Origin of the sequence: Martelella radicis, assembly GCF_014196625.1 — a bacterium.
GTDB lineage: Bacteria > Pseudomonadota > Alphaproteobacteria > Rhizobiales > Rhizobiaceae > Martelella > Martelella radicis.
Genome location: NZ_JACIDZ010000029.1, coordinates 1 through 20,629, shown reverse-complemented (window position 1 = coordinate 20,629; position 20,629 = coordinate 1). Strand labels below are relative to the sequence as shown.

Annotated in this window: 20 protein-coding genes and 1 pseudogene; 11 read left to right on the top strand and 10 right to left on the bottom strand. The window is 59.3% G+C overall.

The features are described from left to right. Positions 1-179 precede the first annotated feature (179 nt). The 6 genes from GGR30_RS22825 to GGR30_RS22800 form a co-directional block, all read right to left on the bottom strand. Positions 180-608, bottom strand: coding sequence for a VOC family protein (locus tag GGR30_RS22825; protein ID WP_183491524.1), 429 nt, complete (start codon positions 606-608; stop codon positions 180-182). 16 nt (positions 609-624) lie between these two features. Continuing rightward, positions 625-1,404 (bottom strand): FadR/GntR family transcriptional regulator, encoded by a 780-nt coding sequence (locus GGR30_RS22820; protein WP_343066537.1) that lies wholly within the window; start codon positions 1,402-1,404, stop codon positions 625-627. 7 nt (positions 1,405-1,411) lie between these two features. Continuing rightward, positions 1,412-2,485 (bottom strand): Gfo/Idh/MocA family protein, encoded by a 1,074-nt coding sequence (locus tag GGR30_RS22815; protein WP_183491523.1) that lies wholly within the window; start codon positions 2,483-2,485, stop codon positions 1,412-1,414. A gap of 21 nt (positions 2,486-2,506) precedes the next feature. After that, positions 2,507-3,517 (bottom strand): Gfo/Idh/MocA family protein, encoded by a 1,011-nt coding sequence (locus tag GGR30_RS22810; protein ID WP_183491521.1) that lies wholly within the window; start codon positions 3,515-3,517, stop codon positions 2,507-2,509. Between the two features lie 259 nt (positions 3,518-3,776). Continuing rightward, entirely contained in the window at positions 3,777-4,742 is a 966-nt protein-coding gene (locus GGR30_RS22805) for a glutathione S-transferase family protein (protein WP_183491519.1), read from the bottom strand. A gap of 66 nt (positions 4,743-4,808) precedes the next feature. Next, positions 4,809-5,510 (bottom strand): NADPH-dependent F420 reductase, encoded by a 702-nt coding sequence (locus GGR30_RS22800; protein ID WP_343066538.1) that lies wholly within the window; start codon positions 5,508-5,510, stop codon positions 4,809-4,811. A 70-nt stretch (positions 5,511-5,580) separates the two neighbouring features. Here GGR30_RS22800 and GGR30_RS22795 point away from each other — a divergent pair, with 70 nt between their 5' ends. The 11 genes and pseudogenes from GGR30_RS22795 to GGR30_RS22745 all read left to right on the top strand — a co-directional run bounded on the left by GGR30_RS22795 (position 5,581) and on the right by GGR30_RS22745 (position 17,198). Continuing rightward, positions 5,581-6,498 carry a LysR family transcriptional regulator gene (locus GGR30_RS22795; RefSeq protein WP_183491515.1) on the top strand — a complete coding sequence of 306 codons (918 nt, stop codon included), beginning with the start codon at positions 5,581-5,583 and terminating at the stop codon, positions 6,496-6,498. A gap of 233 nt (positions 6,499-6,731) precedes the next feature. Further along, positions 6,732-7,589, top strand: coding sequence for an AAA-type ATPase lid domain-containing protein (locus GGR30_RS22790; protein ID WP_183491513.1), 858 nt, complete (start codon positions 6,732-6,734; stop codon positions 7,587-7,589). 3 nt (positions 7,590-7,592) lie between these two features. After that, the gene (locus GGR30_RS22785) at positions 7,593-8,474 is read left to right on the top strand and encodes a type VI secretion system-associated protein TagO (protein ID WP_183491511.1); all 882 of its coding nucleotides are present in this window, start codon (positions 7,593-7,595) and stop codon (positions 8,472-8,474) included. A 406-nt stretch (positions 8,475-8,880) separates the two neighbouring features. Continuing rightward, a pseudogene (locus tag GGR30_RS23780) lies at positions 8,881-11,926 on the top strand (BPTD_3080 family restriction endonuclease). A 34-nt stretch (positions 11,927-11,960) separates the two neighbouring features. Continuing rightward, on the top strand, positions 11,961-12,803 hold the full coding sequence (locus tag GGR30_RS22775; RefSeq protein ID WP_210288153.1) for an ORF6N domain-containing protein: 843 nt from the start codon (positions 11,961-11,963) through the stop codon (positions 12,801-12,803). After that, positions 12,803-13,474 (top strand): DNA methylase, encoded by a 672-nt coding sequence (locus GGR30_RS22770; protein ID WP_183491510.1) that lies wholly within the window; start codon positions 12,803-12,805, stop codon positions 13,472-13,474. The genes GGR30_RS22775 and GGR30_RS22770 overlap by 1 nt, the downstream gene beginning before the upstream one ends. Then, positions 13,467-14,417 carry an HNH endonuclease gene (locus GGR30_RS22765; RefSeq protein ID WP_183491508.1) on the top strand — a complete coding sequence of 317 codons (951 nt, stop codon included), beginning with the start codon at positions 13,467-13,469 and terminating at the stop codon, positions 14,415-14,417. The genes GGR30_RS22770 and GGR30_RS22765 overlap by 8 nt, the downstream gene beginning before the upstream one ends. Beyond that, positions 14,404-15,921, top strand: coding sequence for a site-specific DNA-methyltransferase (locus GGR30_RS23485; RefSeq protein ID WP_246414129.1), 1,518 nt, complete (start codon positions 14,404-14,406; stop codon positions 15,919-15,921). The genes GGR30_RS22765 and GGR30_RS23485 overlap by 14 nt, the downstream gene beginning before the upstream one ends. A 5-nt stretch (positions 15,922-15,926) precedes the next feature. Continuing rightward, positions 15,927-16,751 carry a hypothetical protein gene (locus tag GGR30_RS22755; protein WP_183491506.1) on the top strand — a complete coding sequence of 275 codons (825 nt, stop codon included), beginning with the start codon at positions 15,927-15,929 and terminating at the stop codon, positions 16,749-16,751. Positions 16,752-16,809: 58 nt separating this feature from the next. Then, positions 16,810-17,037: an HTH-like domain-containing protein gene (locus tag GGR30_RS22750; RefSeq protein WP_183491504.1), complete on the top strand. Its 228-nt coding sequence runs from the start codon at positions 16,810-16,812 to the stop codon at positions 17,035-17,037. After that, complete coding sequence (locus tag GGR30_RS22745) at positions 17,037-17,198, top strand: hypothetical protein (RefSeq protein ID WP_183491502.1); 162 nt, start codon at positions 17,037-17,039, stop codon at positions 17,196-17,198. The genes GGR30_RS22750 and GGR30_RS22745 overlap by 1 nt, the downstream gene beginning before the upstream one ends. On the opposite strand, the gene GGR30_RS22740 is transcribed toward GGR30_RS22745, so the two are convergent. From GGR30_RS22740 to GGR30_RS22725, 4 genes are all read right to left on the bottom strand, one after another. Further along, the gene (locus tag GGR30_RS22740) at positions 17,157-17,621 is read right to left on the bottom strand and encodes a hypothetical protein (RefSeq protein WP_183491500.1); all 465 of its coding nucleotides are present in this window, start codon (positions 17,619-17,621) and stop codon (positions 17,157-17,159) included. The genes GGR30_RS22745 and GGR30_RS22740 overlap by 42 nt on opposite strands. Beyond that, complete coding sequence (locus GGR30_RS22735; protein ID WP_183491498.1) at positions 17,557-17,964, bottom strand: DUF6538 domain-containing protein; 408 nt, start codon at positions 17,962-17,964, stop codon at positions 17,557-17,559. The genes GGR30_RS22740 and GGR30_RS22735 overlap by 65 nt, the downstream gene beginning before the upstream one ends. A gap of 301 nt (positions 17,965-18,265) precedes the next feature. Continuing rightward, entirely contained in the window at positions 18,266-19,264 is a 999-nt protein-coding gene (locus GGR30_RS22730) for an ATP-binding protein (protein WP_183491496.1), read from the bottom strand. Positions 19,265-19,268: 4 nt separating this feature from the next. Continuing rightward, complete coding sequence (locus GGR30_RS22725; RefSeq protein WP_183491494.1) at positions 19,269-20,483, bottom strand: hypothetical protein; 1,215 nt, start codon at positions 20,481-20,483, stop codon at positions 19,269-19,271. Between the last annotated feature and the right edge of the window lie 146 nt (positions 20,484-20,629).

Below are 20,629 nucleotides of genomic sequence, written 5' to 3'. Positions count from 1 at the left end.
CTCTAACGACCAGGATGCCGGACGACCTTCCGCCCGCACACATCATACCACAAGCCGCTATACACAGGATGCCGGCTCAAGGCCGGCATGACGGATGAGGGTGGAGCATATTTTTCAACAAACAGAGGCCGGCTGAATGATGAACCGACCTTTTTCACCCTCCAGAACGAACGAAAGCCTCAGCGCTCGACCAGTTCGATCAGGATGCCGTCGGGATCGCGGCAAAAGGCGACCTTGCTCATGATGTCGCGGTTATAGGCCTGGCGCGGGGCCTCGACCATTTCCACGCCGGCGGCCTCAAGCTTCCCGTAAAGCGCCGCGACATCGTCAAAGCAGAAGGTCAGGTGACGGAGTCCTGCCCGCCCCGCGGCGACGTCTTCGGCCATCAGCGCGCCGGTCGCCGGCCCGATGATTTCAAGCATGCCATTGCCCGCATCGAGAAAGCAGATCTGGTGACCTGCCCGGCCCCGATCGATCGGCACGCCATCGGAGCGCTCGTCGCCGGAGCGGCGGACGACCAGCTTGAGGCCGAGCAGATCGACGTAGAAATTCAGGCTCTTGTCGATGCTGCTGACGGTCATGCCGACATGCTCGAAACCCTTCAACATGGATCTTCAAAACTCCTCATTCATCCGCTTCGCCGGATGAGAAACGCCCAAGCTCATCGGCCCGTAGCAGTTCATCCGTGACATTGTTGATATGCCGTTCCATGGCGTGGCGCGCGGCCTCGGCGTTGCGCATCTTAAGGGCGGCCACGATGGCGTAGTGATCGCCGATCCACAAGGCGCGGACCTTCGGCGCATGGATATGACGATGCACGCGTTGCCACATGCGCGAGGTGTCCCGCTGGTCCCAGAGCGCCTGGATCATCGACAGGATGATCGCATTGCCGGTCATGTTGGCGATCGTGAGATGGAACTCGCGGTCGCCCTTCTCATTGAGGAAAACCTCGTCGGTCTCGAGCTGCATGCGCTCGATGCACTCCTCGAGTTCCATGATGTCGTAGCGCGTGGCCCGTTCGGCGGCGAGCGCGGTGGCGCTCGATTCCAGCGCCAGACGGGCCTCCAGCAATTCGAACGGTCCCGGCCCGACATCAGTGTTGAGCGCATCAAAGGAAAGCGCATTGACATGGGCCGGCAGGACGACGATGCCGGCGCGGCCGCGCACCTCGACAATGCCCCGCATCTCAAGCGCGATGACGGCCTCGCGCACCACGGTGCGGGAGACCTCGAGCTGTTCGGCAAGCTCGCGTTCGGATGGCAGACGCCAGTCCGGCCGGCCCTGGTTTTCCTCGATCATCCGCGCGATCCGTCGCGCGACGACCTGATAGAGCCGCTTGGCCGCCAGCAGGCGCACCTTGCGGCCGCCTGCCCGTTCGTCTTCGTCCTTTCGGTTCTCCGCCACGGCCGTGTTATCCCAGTTCAGGCAGCCACGACCTGTAGAGCGGATGATCCGCGGTGACCGGCATCGGCGTCGGCATGCCGGTCCGGTCGGAATGATAGGCGGCGGTCACAAGCTCGAGCGAATTGCGCGCATCCTGAAGCGTCACCGGCGGCTCGCCGCCTTCCAAAAGCGCCTGGTGAAACAGTTCGAACTGGCGGGTATAGCCATCCTCGGTCTTCGGCATTTCGGCAAGCGCGGCATCCACCACCCTTTGATGCGCCTCGTCCTTGGCCACAAAACGCCAAGGGTCACGGCCCATGGTATAGGGTTCGAGGATGCTCTCAACCGTCACATTCTCGAAGCAGAAGCGCAGGCGGGAAATTTCATCATGCGAGTTCAATGTCATCGACAGGGCCGCGAGCGAACCGTTCTTCATCCTGACGGCAAGCGCCATCGTGTCCTCGGTCTCGATCGGATTGTTGAGCGTCGCACCATAGGCGAACACCTCGTCGCACGGCCCGTGGATATAGTTGAGCATGTCATGGGCGTGGATCGCGTGGCCCAGAAGGCCGCCGCCAAGCTCGGTCTTCCACTTGCCGCGCCAGTCGACCGCGAAATAGTCCGGCGAGCGCCACCAATGGGTCTCGATCGTCGTCAGGAAGGCGCGACCGGTAATCCCGAGTTCGGTCAGGCGCTTCAGCTTCTGCAGGCCCATGCCGTAACGATACTGGAAGATCGGCATGATCGTCCTGCCGGTGGCACTTGCGATCTCCGCCATGGCATCGACATCGGCGACCGAGCCGAACAGCGGCTTTTCGCAGATGACATGCTTGCCGGCCTCGAGCGCCCGCCGGGAAAGGTCGAAATGGCTGTGCGGCGGGGTGCAGATGTCGATGATGTCGATATCGTCGCGCGAAAACAGCGTCTCCGCATCCTGGACATATTCCGGAATGCCGTATTCGTCGCAGAGCTTGCGCCCGCGCTCCTCGTCCAGCGAGCACAGCACCGGCACCTCGAACAGGTCCTCATTCCATTTGAAGCCGGTCAGATGACGCTCTGCAATGCCTGCGCCGATCACGGCGACGCGAAATTTCCTTGTCATTCCATTTTCTCCTGAACCCGCTCAGCGCGGGGAAATATCGTCAGCCTTCGCCTGCGCCTCGAGCGACAGGCGGCAGACCTCGAACACATGATCATGCGTCATCGCGGTCTCGGTTCGATCCCGCACATCGGCGACAAACTGGTCGAAATACTCAATCGGTTCTTCCGAGCAGTCGAAATATTCGACGCCTGCCTTGTTGGCGAGGAAGAGGTGGTCCTTGCCCTCCCGGCCGGCGATGTCGATGTATTTGCGCAATTCGATATAGCCGTCAGTCCCGAGAATGGTCAGCCTTCCGTCGCCCCAGGTCGGCAGACCGTCCGGCGTGAACCAATCGACGCGGACATAGCCGGAAGCGCGGTCGCTGCGCAGCAGCACCTCGCCGAAATCCTGGAACGCGGGGAATTCCGCCGTGCCGAAATTGCCGATGCTGGAGGCGACGACCTCGCCCTTTTGCGAGCCGGTGAAGAACAGGAACTGGTCGATCTGGTGAGACGCGATGTCGACGATGATGCCGCCGAAGCGCTCCGGCTTGAAGAACCAGTCCGGGCGCGTGTCGAACTGCTTGCGGTGCGGGCCCATGCCGATCGTCTGCACGACCGTGCCGATGGCACCGTCCTTGACCAGCTTGCCGGCCTTGACGGCGGATCGCACGCAATGGCGCTCGGAAAAGCAGATGGAAAAGATCCGGCCTGTTCTGGCCACAGCGTCCTTCACGGCTTCAAGCTGCTCCGGCGTCGTCACGCCCGGCTTGTCGACCATCACATCCTTGCCGGCCTCCATGGCGCGGATCGCGAGATCGGCCCGGTCAGCCGGAACTGCGGCAATGCAGATGACGTCGATCTGCGGATCGGCGAAGATCGCGTCCCGGTCCATGACCGGGGTATCGGGATAGGTTTCCCGCATCGTCTCGATCAGTGCCGGCACCGTGGTCCGGTCGCAATAACCGACAAATTCGGCGCCTGCCGCAATCAACCCTTTTATCTGTCCGAAAATATGCCCGTGGTCGTTGCCCACGGCCGCAAACCTTACCATCCGCTTTGTCCTCCGCCTTGCCGACACGCCGCGCGAGCGGCCCGTCCCGGGACGGCTCAAAATGCGGCACACCTCCATTTTGGACAGACCAGACAAGAAAGCCGTCTTTCTGTCAAGACGGGATTTTCGGACGGCAACATGTTGAAGGCCTTTGAATACGGCGCTCTCAGGCCAAAACTGGTGCCAGACTGACACTCAAATAAAAAAGCAGGAAAGATTTGGTCCTACCAGAGACCAAATCTTCCCTGTGCCAACCACGCTATTCGACCGCCCCCAGCAGGGTTTCGACATGCGCCGGACCGACGGGACGAATGCCTGTGGGGTTCAGCGCCTTGATCGAATAGTACCCACGGGTGATGTGGTCGATATTTACCGTCTCGCGGACCCCTCCAAGGCGCAGCACGCGCTCCATATAGGCGGAAAGGCGCGGGTATTCGGCGATCTGGCGAAGATTGGTCTTGAACAGGCCGTGATAGGCCGCGTCAAACCGGATGAGCGTGACGAACAGGCGAATATCCGTCTCGGTGAAGCGTTCGCCGAACAGGAACGGCCCGGCGAGTTCCTCTTCCAGCTCGTCGAGCATGGAAAACACGCCAGCCACGGCTTCATCATAGGCCTCCTGGGTCGAGGCGAAGCCCGCCTTGTAGACGCCGTTGTTCAGCCGGTCGTAGATGCGCGGGTTCAGCGCGTCGATCCTCTCGCGCAGGTCTTCCGGATAGAAATCATGGTCTGAGGGCACAAGCTGCTCAAAGGCGGTGTTGAACATGCGCACGATATCGGCGCTCTCATTGTTCACCATCACGTTGCGCTTCATGTCCCAGAGCACAGGAACGGTCGCGCGGCCTGTGAAGTGCGGGTCGGCGCGGGTATAGAGTTCGTGGATATGACGCGAGCCGAACAGCGGATCCTCGTCTGCGCCAGGATAGTCGCCGAACCGCCAGCCCTGATCCGACATGACAGGATTGACGACGGTCACCGGAATGAGATCGGCAAGCCCCTTGAGCTTGCGCGCGATCAGCGTGCGTGATGCCCAGGGGCAGATATAGGCGACATAGAGCCGATAGCGCCCGGCTTCGGCTTCAAATCCGCCTTCGCCTGTCGGCCCCGGCGCGCCATCGGGCGTGATCCAGTTGCGGAAGGAAGAGACCTGGCGCACGAAGCGGCCCTTCTCGTCCTTCTTCTGCACCGGCTGCCAGTCGGCGCTCCATTTTCCGTTCACGAGCATTGTCATTCTCCCTTCGGCCGTCTCCCGCAACGATGCGGGAGCCGGGCTTTTTTGCATTCCGTTCGATCAGCGAGCGAGCCAGAAGGGCGCAATCTGCGTGCCCTGGCCGAGCATATAGCCGAACTGGATGTTCATGAAGCCGAGCGGCTCCAGATAGCGGGCATTGGCAAGACCGCCGGCATTGCGGGCATCAAAGCCTGCATCGCCGGCAACGGCAATCACGGTCTCCCTGGCCGCCTCATCATCCGAAGCGACGAAGGTCTGGACCGGAACGCCGTTGAAGCTCAGCCCCTGGGCATAGAGATCGGCAAAGACGGTGTTGAAGGCCTTGACCACGCGCGCGCCGGAAAGAGCGGCGGCAATTTCCTCTGCGGCCGAGCTTGTGCCCGAGACGACGAGGCCGGAGAAATCGGCGCTGATCGGGTTGGTGACGTCGATGACGATCTTGCGGTTGAAGTCGGCCTGATCGGCAAGGCCCGCAATCGCGCCGTAAGGCAGGGCCAGAATGACGATTTCGGCCTCGCTGACAGCCGCGGGAATGGCAGCAGGACGAACATCGAGACCGTCTTCGACAAGCCGGGCTGCAGCGGCCGCGCCGCCCTCCCGGTCGCTGACGATCACGTCATGCGCGGTGGTTGCGAAAGTCCGGGCGAGGCCCGACCCGATATTGCCGGTACCGATAATTGCAATCTTCATTTTCATCTCCATGACGCCTCCTGAAAGGCGCTTTCTTCGGGTGGTTCCCGTGTTGTTCGATGCACTGAAGATGCGCCTTGCAAATCATCTTTGAAAGGGCGAATATGAAGATAGATATTCCTTATTTTGTTCGGAATTAATGATGGATCTGATCGACGGTTGCCGCGTCTTTGTTGCCACTGTGGATAGCGGCTCCTTCGCCGGGGCGGGAGAACGGCTCGGCATGTCGGGCAAGCTGGCGTCCAAATATCTCGGCCAGCTGGAAGACCGGCTCGGCGTTCGCCTGCTCCAGCGCACCACCCGCCGCCTCGGCATGACCGTCGCCGGCGAGAAGCTCTATGCCCGTCTGCCGCACTGGCTGGACGAACTGGATGAAATCCGCAGCGACCTGAAGGAAAGCGGCTCCGGACTTTCCGGAACGCTCAGGGTCTCAGCGCCGCTGACCTTCGGCGAGATCAGGGTGCAACAGGTCCTGCGCCGCTTTCAGGCACGTCACGACGATCTCGTCATCGATCTTCGCCTGTCCGACAGCTATGTCGACCTTGCCGCCGAGGGCATCGACCTGGCGATCCGTATCGGTAATCTGGCCAGTTCAGCGCTGATAGCCCGCAGGCTCGGCCGGACGGCGATGGTGGTGGCAGCCGCGCCTGCCTATCTTGAACGCCACGGCACGCCGAAAACGCCGCAAGACCTCATCCGCCATGAATGCATCCGCGACACCAATCTGCGCACGCCCGGCGGGGGTTGGCCGCTTGCGGAAAACGGCGAGCCGGTCCGCGTGCCGGTGCGCGGTCACTATCTCGTCAATTCGGCAAGGGCCGCCCGCGATATCTGCCTGGAGGCCGAAGGCATTGCCCTTTGCCCGGATTATGTTGTGGGAGAAGACCTTGCCGCCGGCCGCCTGACGCAATTGCTGAAAGAGCACCAGCCCGCCCCGCTTGCCATCAACGCCGTCTATCTCGATGGCAGGCGAATGCCGCGAAGGGTGCGCGCCTTTCTCGATTTCCTGAAGACGGAGAGTTTCAACTTCAGCGAAGCGCCATCCGGCGATCAAGGCTGAAGGTCATGCCGATCGAATGCTCGCCTTGCTCCACACTCGAGCGCGGGCTTCAGGAAAGCGGGGAGAACAAAGCCCTCCCTGCCAAATGAGATCTGTTGTCTCTCGTCAGCGCGATGCCGTTTCCGGGGCTCGGACGGCTTCTCGCCGACATCGATGCCGAAACCGTCGACCGGGTATCCGTAAAGGGTGAATTCTGAAAGACCGAGCGCGGACCGCAAGGTCCCGTTGACCAGATGACACTGCAGCAGGGCAATATCGAGATCGCGCTCACTGTCGCTGCCGGCAATCAGCGCATCGTAATAATCCTCTTCCGCATCCAGGAGATCGGTCAGGTTACGGGTTCCGAGGTCGAGATACTGGCTGCGATAAAGCGCCCGCGTTTCATCGAGAAGCCGGGTCCGTGTCTTGGCGGAAGCGATGAGTTCGCGCGCATTGGCCATCTCCGTTCCCGCGTCGAGCGCTTCGGCGCCGACGCCGAGCACGATGTCGACTTCCGGCTGATCACCGCCACCCATTGCGATCTCAAGACCGCCGTCGGCCAAGGTACCTTCCGCGCCGATCTTTACCACCGCATCGCCCAGCTTGCGATCAAGCTCCCGCCATTGCGCGACCGCGAGGGCGATATCGCCTATCTCGCCCAGTATTTCCTCGCCGAGATCGCGGCCCGCGAGGACGAGCCGGTGAAGGCGTTCACCGCCGAGGCGATGGCCGAACTGCAGACCCACACCTTCCCCGGCAACGTGCGTGAATTGCAGAATTTTCTGCTGCGCTGCGTGCTGCTGGCTCGCGATGAGGCCGAGATATCTCTGGCGCAGTTGCGCGAGGCGCATGCTTCGATGCTTGCCGGCGCGACCCCTGCGGCAGCGAACGCCCCCGATGACGCAGATGCCGATCAAGGCGGGCTTAGGGAAATGGTCGGCAAGGCCGAGGCCGATATTCTCGCGCGTTGCTTTCGCCGCTTCCACGGCAATCAGGCCGAAATGGCGCTGGCTCTCGAAGTTCCGCGCCGGACGCTGTCACGAAAGCTGGCGCGCTACGGCATTTGCGCCGGTGACGAAAGCATAACCGAAACGCAGAGGGAGGAGGTCTGAGCGATGACCGCCACACACACGAGGTTCAAGATGAAAACGCCGGTTCTGCTCTCCCTGATAAGCGGCGTTCTGCTGACCGCTCACCCGGCGGCCGCGGCCGACACCGTGGCGGTGCCAAAGGCGGGGCTCGATGCCTGCCTGCAAACCGTCGACCGGCTCAACCGGCTCGATTGTTTCGACAAGTTGCTGGGCACGCCGATATCGGTGCTGTCCGGCGGCACGTCGCCAACCACCGCGCCTGTACCGTCTTCGCAGGAAAAATCGCCCATCGCCGCGCTGGCGCATGCCATGGAGCAGGCGCGCAGGGCAGGCGATGAGGGCTGGCAATTCCGCTATTCACGGGTCGGCTCCAACGATCTGCTGACCCTGCCGGAACTGATGGCGGAAGCTGCCGCAGCCCCAGCGGCCCCGCCACCGCCCGCCGAAAACGGCGCGCTGCCGGAAAAAAACGCGGCCATCGACGCGGCGCAAAACCCCGGCGATCTGCTGCAGCCCGGCACGGCAAACGTCTACCTGACCAAGCTCGAAACGCCGCCCGCCGACGCAACCAGCCCCGCCGACCGCGCCATCCTGATGCTGTCATGCGAGGCCAATATCACCACCGCGCGCCTGATCCTGCCGCAACCCATTTCGCTCGGTCCCCACGCAATCGAGATCAGAACGGCGAGCGGTCGGCCGGAAACCGAAACCTGGCAGGCCGTCGCCGATGGCACGGTGCTGATGAACGCCCGCGGCCTCACCAGCATCGCCGATATTACACGGTGGCGCACTACCCCGCGCATCCAGATGTCACTCGGCATCGGCAATGAAAACCGCGCTCTGCTGTTCGAAATGGGCAATCTCGCTGACATGCTGCCGCCGCTGCGCCGCGCCTGCCAGTGGTGAGTTTTGCAGGCTTTGTCACGAAAGGAAGTTCCCCGTTTTGATCGTAATTCAGGCGCAACCTTAAAGAGCGTTTTCGAGGAATACGCAATTTGGATCGAGGAGAAGCTCATGCCTCCAGCCCACAGAAAAGGCGATATCGGCTCCGGCCATGGTTGCTACTATCCGCCGACGCCGGCCACCTTCGGCAGCGGCAATTTCATCGTCAACGGCAAGCCCGCCATGCGCGTCGGAGACAGTTACGCCCCCGATGGCTGCCAGGCAAGAAGCCTTTTCTGGACAGTTAGTCACTCTCCGCAGGCATGCTGCGCCTTTTCCTCAAGCGAAATTCTTTATAGCTGTCATCCGCTTAGGGTTGTCATGCGCTTAAGTTGTCAGCAATAATTGCGGTCGACTCAGGGGGGAAGACATGACCAAGCCATTTTACGCCGAACCTATCCTGAACTCCCCCTATGAATGCCCGAGCCGTCATCACGCGTTATCGGCCAGTGGCGAACCGCTCGACCTGCCGCCACTCGAAGGGCGCCGACGGTCCGAATACATTGCGCCGGTTCCCAAGAGCCGTAGAACGAAGGCGTCTCCCAAAGACCAGGCAAGTCTCGATCTCGACCAGAGCGACGCGGGCGAAGCACGCTATAACCTCTCCAGGCTGATCAACGAGATCCGGGGCCATGTCGCAAGCTGGCGTAGCCTATCCAATCCGAATGACTGGGGTGTGACGCCCGTCACCCAGCGACTGCTGTCGCATTGGCGTACATACACCTTTTCCGGCCCCCGCCCCTTCTTCTGCCAACTGGAAGCCGTGGAGACCGCGATATGGCTGGCCGAGGTGGCGCGAAAACGCCGGCAATATGCACATATCTTTCGTCATCTTGAAGAAGCCAACCAGGAAGCCAATCCCGAGATCTTCCGCATCGCTCTGAAGCTCGCGACTGGCGCCGGCAAGACCACCGTCATGGCGATGCTGATTGCCTGGCAGGCCGTCAATGCCGTGCGTCAGCCCAATTCCAGCCTGTTTTCCCGCGGCTTCCTGATCGTCGCGCCCGGCATCACCATCAAGGACCGGCTGCGTGTGCTGAAACCATCGGACAGCGACAATTATTACCGCACGCGCGAGCTCGTGCCGCAGGAGATGATGCCGGATCTCAACAAGGCAAAGATCGAGATCGTCAACTACCATGTGTTCCAGCGGCGAAAGGCGCATGAGCTCAATGCCGTTGGTTTGCGGTTGATGCAGGGCTGGCGCAAGGAAACGATAGAGGAACAGGAAACCGAAGGCCAGATGCTGCAGCGCGCCTGTGGCGACCTTCTCCAGTTGAAGAACATCGTCGTCATCAATGACGAAGCGCATCACTGCTACCGAGAGCGCCCCGAAAGCGACGAGGAGAAACAGCTCAAGGGCGAGGACAAGGACGAGGCCAAGGAAAACAACGAAGCCGCGCGCCTCTGGATTTCCGGCATCGAGGCGCTGAAACGCAAGGTCGGGGTGCGAACGGTCTACGACCTCTCGGCAACGCCATTCTTCCTGCGTGGATCAGGCTATGAGGAAGGCACGCTGTTTCCCTGGGTGGTCTCGGATTTCTCGCTGGTCGATGCGATCGAATGCGGCATTGTGAATGCTTCCGCGCGTTCCCGTATCGGACAATGCCGTCAACGCGGCCATGCCGGTCTACCGCGATCTTTGGTCCCACATCGGCAAGAAGATGCCGAAGAAGGGTGCTGCAAAATCCGGCACGCTTGATCCGCTCAGCATGCCGGCGGAGTTGCAGACCGCGCTCTATTCCCTCTACTCCCATTACGAGAAGGAATACGAAGCCTGGGAGAAGGCCGGCATCGGCGTCCCGCCGGTCTTCATCGTCGTCTGCAACAACACGGCAAGCTCAAAACTGGTGCATGAATGGATTTCCGGCTGGCAGCGCGAGGAGGAAGACGCGCCGGTGATGAAGCACCACGGCCACCTGAAGCTCTTCGGCAATTTCGACCAGTACGGCAATCCGCTGTCACGCATGAACACGCTGCTGATCGACAGCCAGCAACTGGAATCCGGCGACGCGTTGGACCCCACCTTCCGCGAGGTCGCCAAGGTCGAGATCGAGAAATTCCGCCGGGAAAAGGCCGAGCGCGATGGCGCGGCGGCAGCCGAGAAGATCGACGAGGCCGAGCTTTTGCGCGAGGTGATGAACACGGTCGGCCAGAAGGGCCGGCTTGGCGAGCAGATCCGCTGCGTGGTGTCCGTCTCGATGCTGACGGAAGGCTGGGACGCCAACACGGTGACCCATATCCTCGGCGTGCGCGCCTTCGGCACCCAATTGCTCTGCGAACAGGTGATCGGCCGCGGCCTGCGCCGCCAGTCCTACGAGCTTAACGACAAGGGCCTGTTCAACACCGAATATGCAGATATTCTCGGCATTCCCTTCGATTTCGCGACCGAACCGCAGGACGTCGTGCGCCAGCCTCCGAAGCCGACGACGCGGGTCTTTGCGCTGAAGGAACGCGAACACCTGTCGATCCGTTTCCCGCGCGTTGCCGGATACCGGACCGAATTGCCATCCGACACATTCTCGGCAAGCTTCACCGAGGATTCAGTGCTGAGATTGACGCCCGAACTGGTCGGCCCGTGCACGGTGCGGCTGGAAGGCCTTGTCGGCGAAGGGCACGACATTTCACCTGACAGCCTTGACGATATGCGACCGAACACGGTCGCCATCCACCTGACCAAGCGGCTGACCGAACTCTATTTCCGCGAGGACGGCCAGGACGCGCCCTATTTTCTCTATAACCAGATCCAGCCGATCACGCGGCGCTGGGTAAGCACCTGCCTCAAGCTTGAAGGCGGCACCAAGGCCGGCATGCTGACCTATGCCGAACTCGCCGAAAAGGCCTGCGAGCTCATCTATCAGGCAATCGTCCGTTCCGCCGATGCCGCAGGCACGGGCCTGACCAAGGCGATGCTCGATCCCTACAACCCCCATGGCTACACGGATTTCGTCTCCTTCATCACCACCAAGCAGAATCTCTGGCGCACCACGCTGTCGCATGTGAACTTTGTCGTCTGCGACAGCGACTGGGAGGCGGAGTTCGCCCGCGTGGTGGAAGCCCACCCGTCAACGCTTACCTACGTCAAGAACCAGGCGCTCGGCTTCGAGGTGCCCTATCGCGTCGGCGCCACGCCGCGCCGTTATATCCCCGATTTCATCGTCGAGATCGATGACGGCCATGGCCGCGAGGACCCGCTTCGGCTGATCGTCGAGGTGAAGGGTTTTCGCGGCATCGACGAACAGATCAAGGCCGAGACGATGAAGAACCTCTGGGTGCCGGGGGTGAACAACCTCGAATCCTACGGGCGCTGGGGTTTCGTCGAATTCCGCAACGCCTTTGCGATGGAAGAGGAATGGGGCAGATTGCTCGATGGCTTCACGGCACGGCGGCCACGATTGCCAAAAGCAGATTCTTGAGGTCACATGACGTGACCGCAAGAGGGAAGGTGAAATGAGCCGGGACACGGATTTGGAAAGCGAACGGGGCCTGACCACGGGTTCGATTGCCGGGATGATCCAGACCATCCGGGGCAAGTCCGTGATCCTCGATTCCGATCTGGCGACCCTCTACGGCACGGAAACCAAGAAGCTCAACCAGCAGGTCAAACGGAATCTGGAACGGTTTCCGGAAACCTTCGCCTTCCGGCTGAGCGAGGATGAGTTCCGGACCTTGAAGTCACAGGATGTGACCGCAGGCCCGCGCCATGGCGGCCGCCGCATACCGCCGATTGCGTTTACCGAACATGGCGTCGCCATGGCCGCGACGGTACTGACATCTCCGCGCGCCACAGCCGTGCTGCAACTGATCATCGACGTCTTTGTCGATACCCGACGGCAGATGCTGTCCGGCGCCGCCGGCGACAAGGGATTGGCGCGCCACCGCATCGAGGCGATGTATGATGCGCTGGCGCGCTATAGCCAGACCATGCTCGACTTCGAGATCAACAAGCGCGACAGCATGACCGTCAAGGACGAAGTGGAACAGCTGACCGTCTCCGTGCTTGATGCGGTCAAGGCCCAACTCGCCGAAAAGCAGGTGAAGAACGAAAGCATCATTGCCGAAATCCAGCGCAAGATGGCCGAGACCGACAAGCTGCGCGCGGAGACGCGCAAGACGCATGCCGAAGCGGACACGATCGAGATCGCCAACTGGCGCGAACGGCTGGAGCTTCTGCGGGAAATGGTAAAGACGCTGGAAGAGGCAAGCCCTTTCCTCCCGATGAACGCAATGGATCAACTTGGCCGGGCGCTGCCGCCCGCCGACAGGAAATCACTGCCCCGGAAAGACCGATAATGGCCAGAAAACCGCGCGAAAAGAACATCTCCACGCTGACCCATGACGAGGCGAAGCGGCTGAACAATCCGACCGCCGAAATGGCCTCGCTTTACGAGCAGCAGGAGGAGATGCTGGGCGAGACGGCGCGCGCCATGCACATTCCCCGCGACCGGCCGCTCTCTGCGGGCGAGACGCGGGAGCGTGACGGTGACCGCGATCCACAGATCATCTGGAACGGGGTGAAGATCAGGATCACGCCCGCCCAGATGAAAGCGCTTGCCGAGACCGGCGAGATCGAGATCGGCGATGCCCAGCTTGTCTGGCGCGGCAAGGACCGGCAGGACTGGTCCGATCTCGTGGTCAACGCGCCGCCGGTCTATGTGCAGGAAAAGGTGCATCCGAAGGCGATCATCGACGACCTGAAGCGGCGCAGCAAGGCCGCGCGCGAGGCCGAAACCGATGCGCCGGACCTGTTCGCCGATTTCAACGGCATTGCCGATCCGGAGGCGCGCGCCGAATTCTACCAGCACACCAAGCACTGGCAGAACCGCTTCATTCTCGGCGACAGTTTGCAGGTGATGGCGAGCCTTGCCGAGCGCGAGGAGATGCGTGGCAAGGTGCAATGCATCTATTTCGACCCGCCCTACGGGATCAAGTTCAATTCCAACTGGCAGGTCCGCTATGCCTGATTTGTATGTAGCGAATACCGACAACGACTGGTTCGATTTTCTGAAATCACGATCGCCACTTGAGGACGTGAACTTCTGGAAGCCGAGCCCTCAAACCTTCAAAGCAATCGATGAAGGGCAGCTCTTTGTGTTTCGGCTAAAGTCTCCTCGAAATGTGATAGGAGGTTATGGAGTTCTCGCCAGTAGCATCAATGTGCCAATACAACTCGCTTGGGATTCACTCGGGGAGAGAAACGGAAGCCCTTCGATGGCTCAAATGATCACCGCGATCCGAAGGTATAGAGGCGGTCAGAAAATCTCACCACAATCGTTAATCGGTTGTCGAGTTTTATTTTCTCCCGTCTTTTTTGAACCTGAAGAATGGTTTCCGGTACCTTCCGACTGGTCATCTAATATTGTGACGGGAAAGGTATATAATAGTGAAACAACCGAGGGTCGAAAGCTCGTCAACGAGCTGGAGCTGCGAACCAGCGACAGTATTCTTTTCAAGAGAGCAGAGCGGGCCTTCGAAGGCAATGGATTTGCAGAGGATGAACAGTCAAGATATGGCCCCCCTTCAGTGGTGGAGCCGCGCCTCGGGCAAGGAGCCTTTCGAATTAAAGTAGCAAATGCTTATAAATTTCAGTGTGCCCTCTCCGACACAAAGGTCCTTCCAGCTCTGGAGGCGGCTCACATAATACCTTACGCTGAGGGTGGAACTCATACCATTTCAAACGGAATATTCCTGAGAAAAGATATCCACAGTGTTCTAGATGCTGGGTTCGCAACAATAACAGATGATCTTCGATTCCACGTAAGCAGGAAAATCACTGAAATATTTAATAATGGAAATGAATACAAGCGATTGCATGGCGTGAAATTAAGAATTCCTTCAATTAAAGCTTTCAAGCCAGCAAAAGTATCGCTCCACTGGCACCAAGAAAATCGCTTTGTCGGCGATTGATTTCCTCGGACACCTCGTCCTAGACCCGACCTGCGGCTCCGGCACCACCGCCGCCGTCGCCGAGCAATGGGGTCGCCGCTGGATCACGATCGACACACCGCGCGTGGCGCTGGCGCTGGCCCGTACGCGGCTGATGAGCGCGCGCTATCCCTATTACCTCCTCGCCGACAGCCGCGACGGAAGGGCGAAGGAACAGGAGGTGACCGGCAGGATCCAGCCCGATACGCCCGTGACCGGCGATATCCGCCAGGGCTTCGTCTATGAGCGCGCGCCGCATATCACGCTGAAATCCATCGCCAACAATGCCGAGATCGACGTGATCTGGGAGAAATGGCAGGCGGTGCTGGAGCCCTTGCGCGAGAAGCTGAATGCGGCGCTTTCCACCCGTTTCGAGGAATGGGAAATCCCCCGCGATCTCGATGACTGGCTGGAAGGCAAGGATGGCAAGGGGCATGTGGCGGACGATGCCGCGCGAAAGCTGCATGCCGACTGGTGGGAGGGGCGGATTGCCCGGCAGCAGGAAATCGACGCCTCGATTGCCCGCGCCGCCGATGTCGAACTGCTCTATGACCGGCCTTACGAGGACCGGAGCAAGGTGCGCGTTGCCGGCCCCTTCACCGTGGAAAGCCTGTCGCCGCACCGCGTCATCACCGCCCGCGACGACACGCTGGCGGACGAGCTTGCCGCCGCCGGCGCGCTGACCGCCCAGGCCGCGACGCCCGCAAGCGCCGTGGAGGCGGATTTCGGCGCCATGGTGCTGGAAAACCTGCGCTCAGCCGGCGTCCATCAGCTTGAAAAGCGCGACACGATCCACTTTTCCTCGATCGAGCCGTGGCCCGGCAATTATATCGCCGCCGAAGCCCGCTATTCCGACGGCGGGCAGATGGAAAAGCGCGCGGCGATCCTGATCGGCCCGGAATTCGGCACGCTGACGCGCAGCCAGATCACCGCCGCCGCCCGCGAGGCATCGGACGCCCGTTTCGACGTGCTGGTGGCCTGCGCCTTCAATTTCGACGCCCAGGCGACCGACCTCACTCGGCTCGGACCGCTCGCCATCCTGAAGGCCCGGATGAACCCGGACCTTCATATGGCGGAAGACCTGAAGAACACCGGCAAGGGCAATCTCTTCGTCGTCTTCGGCGAGCCGGATGTCGAGATCATCGATGCGGCCGATGGCGAGATCAGGGTCAAGGTCCACGGCGTCGATGTCTTCGATCCGTCCACCGGTGAAATCCGCTCCGACGACGTCAAGGGCATCGCCGCCTGGTTCGTCGACACTGATTATGACGAGGAAAGCTTCTTCGTCCGCCACGCCTATTTCCTCGGCGCCAACGACCCCTACAAATCGCTGAAAACGGCACTGAAGACCGAGATCGACCAGGAAGCCTGGGAAACGCTCTATTCCGACACGTCCCGCCCCTTCCCGAGGCCGAGCACGGGCCGGATCGCGGTAAAGGTGATCAACCATTTCGGCGATGAAGTGCTGAAGGTTTTTGGGGTGTAGCAGAGATGAGCAAGTTCAAACTTCCGCAACCCGTCAACGAAACTCAAAGGCAGTTCATCCGGCTTTGTGAGTTGGGCGGCGGAATAGGTGGCGGCCCGCCTCGCACGAAAGTTCAGGAACTCCTTTCAACGGATGGAAAAGCGCTCAATCGACTTGCCTTTGAGGAAATGCAGGATGCCTTGAACGATAACCCGGGTGCCAATCCATGGCATGTCTGCTTCGCCATGGGGCTGTGCTGGGGAAGACTGGCCCAATTGACGAAACCCTTTATTGCGGACGCGGTCGACTATCTCGACACGGGAAGCCATACCGCTCTGAAGCGTGCGGAAAAATGCCATTATGAACGAGGTCCCGATCCGATCAACCAATCCTTGCACGGCGGTCGAATCCTTTTCGATCGGGTCATTCTGCCGAAGACGCTTCCTGACACGATCCGTGGAATCGCACGCGCTCAAGAGCGCTGGCTTTCGCCGATTCTGTCCCCTAATCGACCGCCTTATATCGGCAGCTGGAATGCGACAGCGATGTTCATGTCGGCACTGTTTGCGCAACCTTCGCTCGCCGCCACTCTGGTGACACGAGACGTCATGCTGCCGCCGGGCGGACCGATCCACAAGGCGCTCTCGTTGCTCCATCAGGTCAATGTCATTGCAAAGCCGCCCGAGGGCAGCGAGCTTGACGATGCACCGGTCGAATCCGGATCGATCTATGCCAATACCGGATTGATCGAGGACGTTCTCATCGGGACAGCAGACACAAGCATGCTCGACATCCATAGTGGCCTGTCCATGCTTGGAACAAGACTGCCGCAGTCAAACAACTGGTTTTGATTCCTTCCCATCCAGTATGTTCGCAATTGCGAAGGTTAACAGAAGAGGGAGTGAAGAAATGAACGAAACACAGGCAGCAAAGATACTTCGTTCTGACTATGAAAGGTCGGAGGCGCGGCGCGAGCAGGCTACGGCCGTCCACTTGTTCGGCATTCGTTATGCAGTGGAGCTCGTCGGCCTCTCTTTGGAAAACATTTTGAAACGAGCCGAAATGCCCACCTCATACAAGACCGAAATCCGCAAGGGTATGAAGCTCGCCCGCTATGTTGTCCTGCGGGAACCCTGATGCCGACCATCCTTGCCGACAGCTTCACCGCAGCCCTCGCAAAGCTTGCCAATGACGAACAGAAACAGGCCAAGCTGACAGCCTTCGATCTTCAGACAGATCCGCAGCGGCCAGGCCTTTCAATGCACCGGATCGAGGTTTCCAAGGATCCGAATTTCTGATCGGTGAGAGCAAGCCTGGATCTCTGGATCATTAATCACAAATCCGGCGACAGCATTCTGCTCGCCTATGTCGGCCATCATGATGACGCCTATCAATGCATCGCCCAACCGATCATCATCCGGGTTCAGCGAGGCGGAAAGGGCAACTGACTTGCCCTCCATCTGTATCCGTCTGAGTTCCATGTAAACAAGAGACGAGATCTCATCCTGGCCAAGCACACGACCGGCTTCGCGCACGGTCTTGCCATGTCGCGCATCAGACCAGAAATCCCGCTTGTAGATATCCAGCAGATAACCGCCGCGTTCGATCTCCTCCTCGGAAAAGCCACGCTCCGCCAGCGCCTTGTCTCTTGACGGATCAAATGCTGCGCTCTTTCCCCTGACTCGCCAGAAGGCGAAAACAATGCCCGGCCAATTCATCAAGAAGGCGGTTATCCTTGTAGCCGCCTCCCGAGATATCGTCATGTTCCGCAAGGCGGCGATTGTCGATCGCATCAAGCTCTGCTTTGACGACATGCTCGAGCCATGTCCTGGCCTGCTCGGCGGTTAATCGTGAAGCTGCCATCAATTCGAACACTCTCTCGCTTGTCGTATGCAGGGCTGCACCGATCACGCAAGCCTTGGCGGGGTCGTGTGTGTGCAGGCTTACCTGAATATAACTAGCTTTGGTTGCATTTCCAGCGCTTACGGGAACACGACGGTGCCAAGTGTAAACGGCGCCTCGGCGGAAAACATGGGCGATCAACGGCATCGGCTTCAACCTCATCTGAAGCAGCCTGATGCCGTTTGTGATACAGTCATGTGTGGCACTGCGGTGTGGATTCGCAGGGAAACAGATAAAACTGTGTTTAATTTCAATGCTTTGAAGATGCCGATAAGGCATAAGTGTGCACACCGAATCACTTTGGACACCAAAGTCTGTAATTTATTATTTATATTCAATTACTTAATTAGGTTATCCTAGGGGCGTGGCATATCGGTGCACATAGGAAGCATAAGCGTGCACACCTCCGAAAACATGGTCATCGCGCGGCATGAAAAAAGGCCCGCTCGGAGCGGACCTTCTTTCATTCGGCGTAGAAACGTATGGAACAGCTATCCTCGTTGAGAAGTTCCAGCAATTTGTCTGGGTCAAACTGCTCCCGATAGTCCGGAGCGGTAAACGGCGAGAACTCGCGAGACATGCCGTGCGTTTCGGCATATGCATCGACGAAATAGTCCAGTGAAATATACTTTTCGCCGGCCAATTTACATAGGATCAAGGCCTCGATGATCAACTCGATAACGAGTCCCCAACGGTTGGCGCAGGCGTGGCACAGGCGTTCGAAGAAATCGTTATTTGAGAGAGGCTCAAAATCGATCTCTGCTTTTTTCCCATATGAGAAAGCAACGCTCTGTACCTCTTCCCAGTCTGCGGCGAAATCGATTGGTTGAAAGCGGACTGGCCGCAGGAGATGCCGCAATTGGCGGCGTTCCTCTGGTCCGGCTCTTTCTACGTGCTGAGCCAGACCGTCGACACCGGACAGAATCAAGATCATTGGCCAGCGCGGCTCCTTGAGCAAAGCCTTGAAGCTGTCGAGCATGGCCCGGTTCATGGCGGCGCCGGTATCGGTGAAAGCATGTTGTGCTTCATCGTAGTGGATGCCGATGACACTGTTTCGCCGTGCCTGCTTGAGGACCATTTCCCAGATTTGATGCGGCTTAGACTTTCCGGAGGCGGGGTAGTCGAGAGCTTCCAATGTCGAACTGCCCAGATCCTTCAATGAGTTCCGCCCCCACAAACGAAGCTGTACAAAGCGCGCGGGCCGGCCATCTGGCATCAGAGTGCCGCTTTCGTTGAACATCCTGATCATGTGGTCAATCTCATGAGACTTTCCGATCCGGGACTTTCCGGTTACGAGAAGCCCACGCGCTTCAAATGGTTTTCCGGTCAATGCCTTCGCATAATAGTCTTCGACACATTTGTTGAATTGCTTCCGCAATTCCTGCGCTCGCGGAAACGGGTAATGACCTGCCTTGAGCTGTGCGGCAAATTTCGCCGTCTCCATATCAATGAACGTGTTCATGATTTCACTCCAGGTCCTTGATCTGCAGCGGACGGCCCAGATGCCCGCTATTCTGCTTGTTCGGTTTCTTCCTCTGCGATGCTTCGGGTTTCAATTCAGGAGCCTTCGCTTTTGTCGGCTCCTTGACATGACCATGAGCGGAAGCTCTTTGTTTTCTCGCCGTATCCTCGGGCGCTATGGTTGCATCCATGACCAGATCAGCTCCCGCGACCTTGTACGTTTGAGGTGAGCTGTCAGTGCTGAGGTCCGTGATGGCGTCAGGCGATGCGCCGATATCAAACGCGCCATGGGCTGCGCTCGGAATAAGCTTCGTACCGGCGAGAACCACGTTTGCTTTTTTCTTGGCTTCTTCTGCTGTCATATAACTTCGAGGGAGCCCCTTTTCGACGCCGATCGCCTGCATGAGATCATGGCGCTCCCTGCGCACCTGCATAATGCGTTGTTCGTGAATTTCAGTAGCCGCCGGGCTCTCTTTACGCACCCGAGCTACATAGGCTAGGAACTGCGCCAGTGTCATGCTCTTGAAATACGTCATTTGCAGTTGAACTTCGACGACGGTCTCGACCTTGGGCAGGACAACCGTCGCATGTGCCAAATTGTCAGGGTCGATGAACACCGAAACTTTTCCTTGGATCCTGTGTTCTTCCCTGAGGCGCTGCAATTCTGCTGAGTTGAACCAGATACCGGTGAAGACCCTGACGCCCTCATCCGTTGGGGTAACCTTGTCTTCCCAACACAGGCGGATACGCCGGAGGTTGGGATCAATTGGCGGAAAGCAACCACGTTCACGATTGAGCTTCTTAAAGACTTCGATCGGTCTTTGGCCCCACATGCCGATGCCATAGTGACAGGTGGACGGATATTCATCGATGAAATACCGCGTCAGAATGCCGTAAAGCTGCTCAACGTCGAGCACACCATTCGCTGTCGCATCATATCCGGGCAGCTCTCCGGCCTTTCGGCCCGTATAACCGTGAAGGGTCCTGAGCACAGTTTCTTCCAGCGTGCCGAACATTCGTTCAACAAAAGGCTTATCCGTAGACGCATAGGTGCGTGCAATCGTGCTTTGTGCGCCCAAACCTACGATGGCCTCAACAACTTCTGCGTTTCTCAGGCCGGTGCCATTGTCAGATTTAATATTGCCGAGGCCAATGGCCGGCATCGGCTCCCCAGTACATCCGTAGCGAGCCTTTTCTTCGGTCTTGTCGCGCGTTGCCATCCGAAGGAGCGCCATCGTAGCGTCGGCACCTTGCCTCTCAGCGATTACCCAGGCTGTTGATTGCCACTGAGAACTGACCCGGCGTTTCCACCTAGAATTGACCCGCCTGCTAGGTATGTTTCGGATCTGCGGTTGTGGTCAAGTTC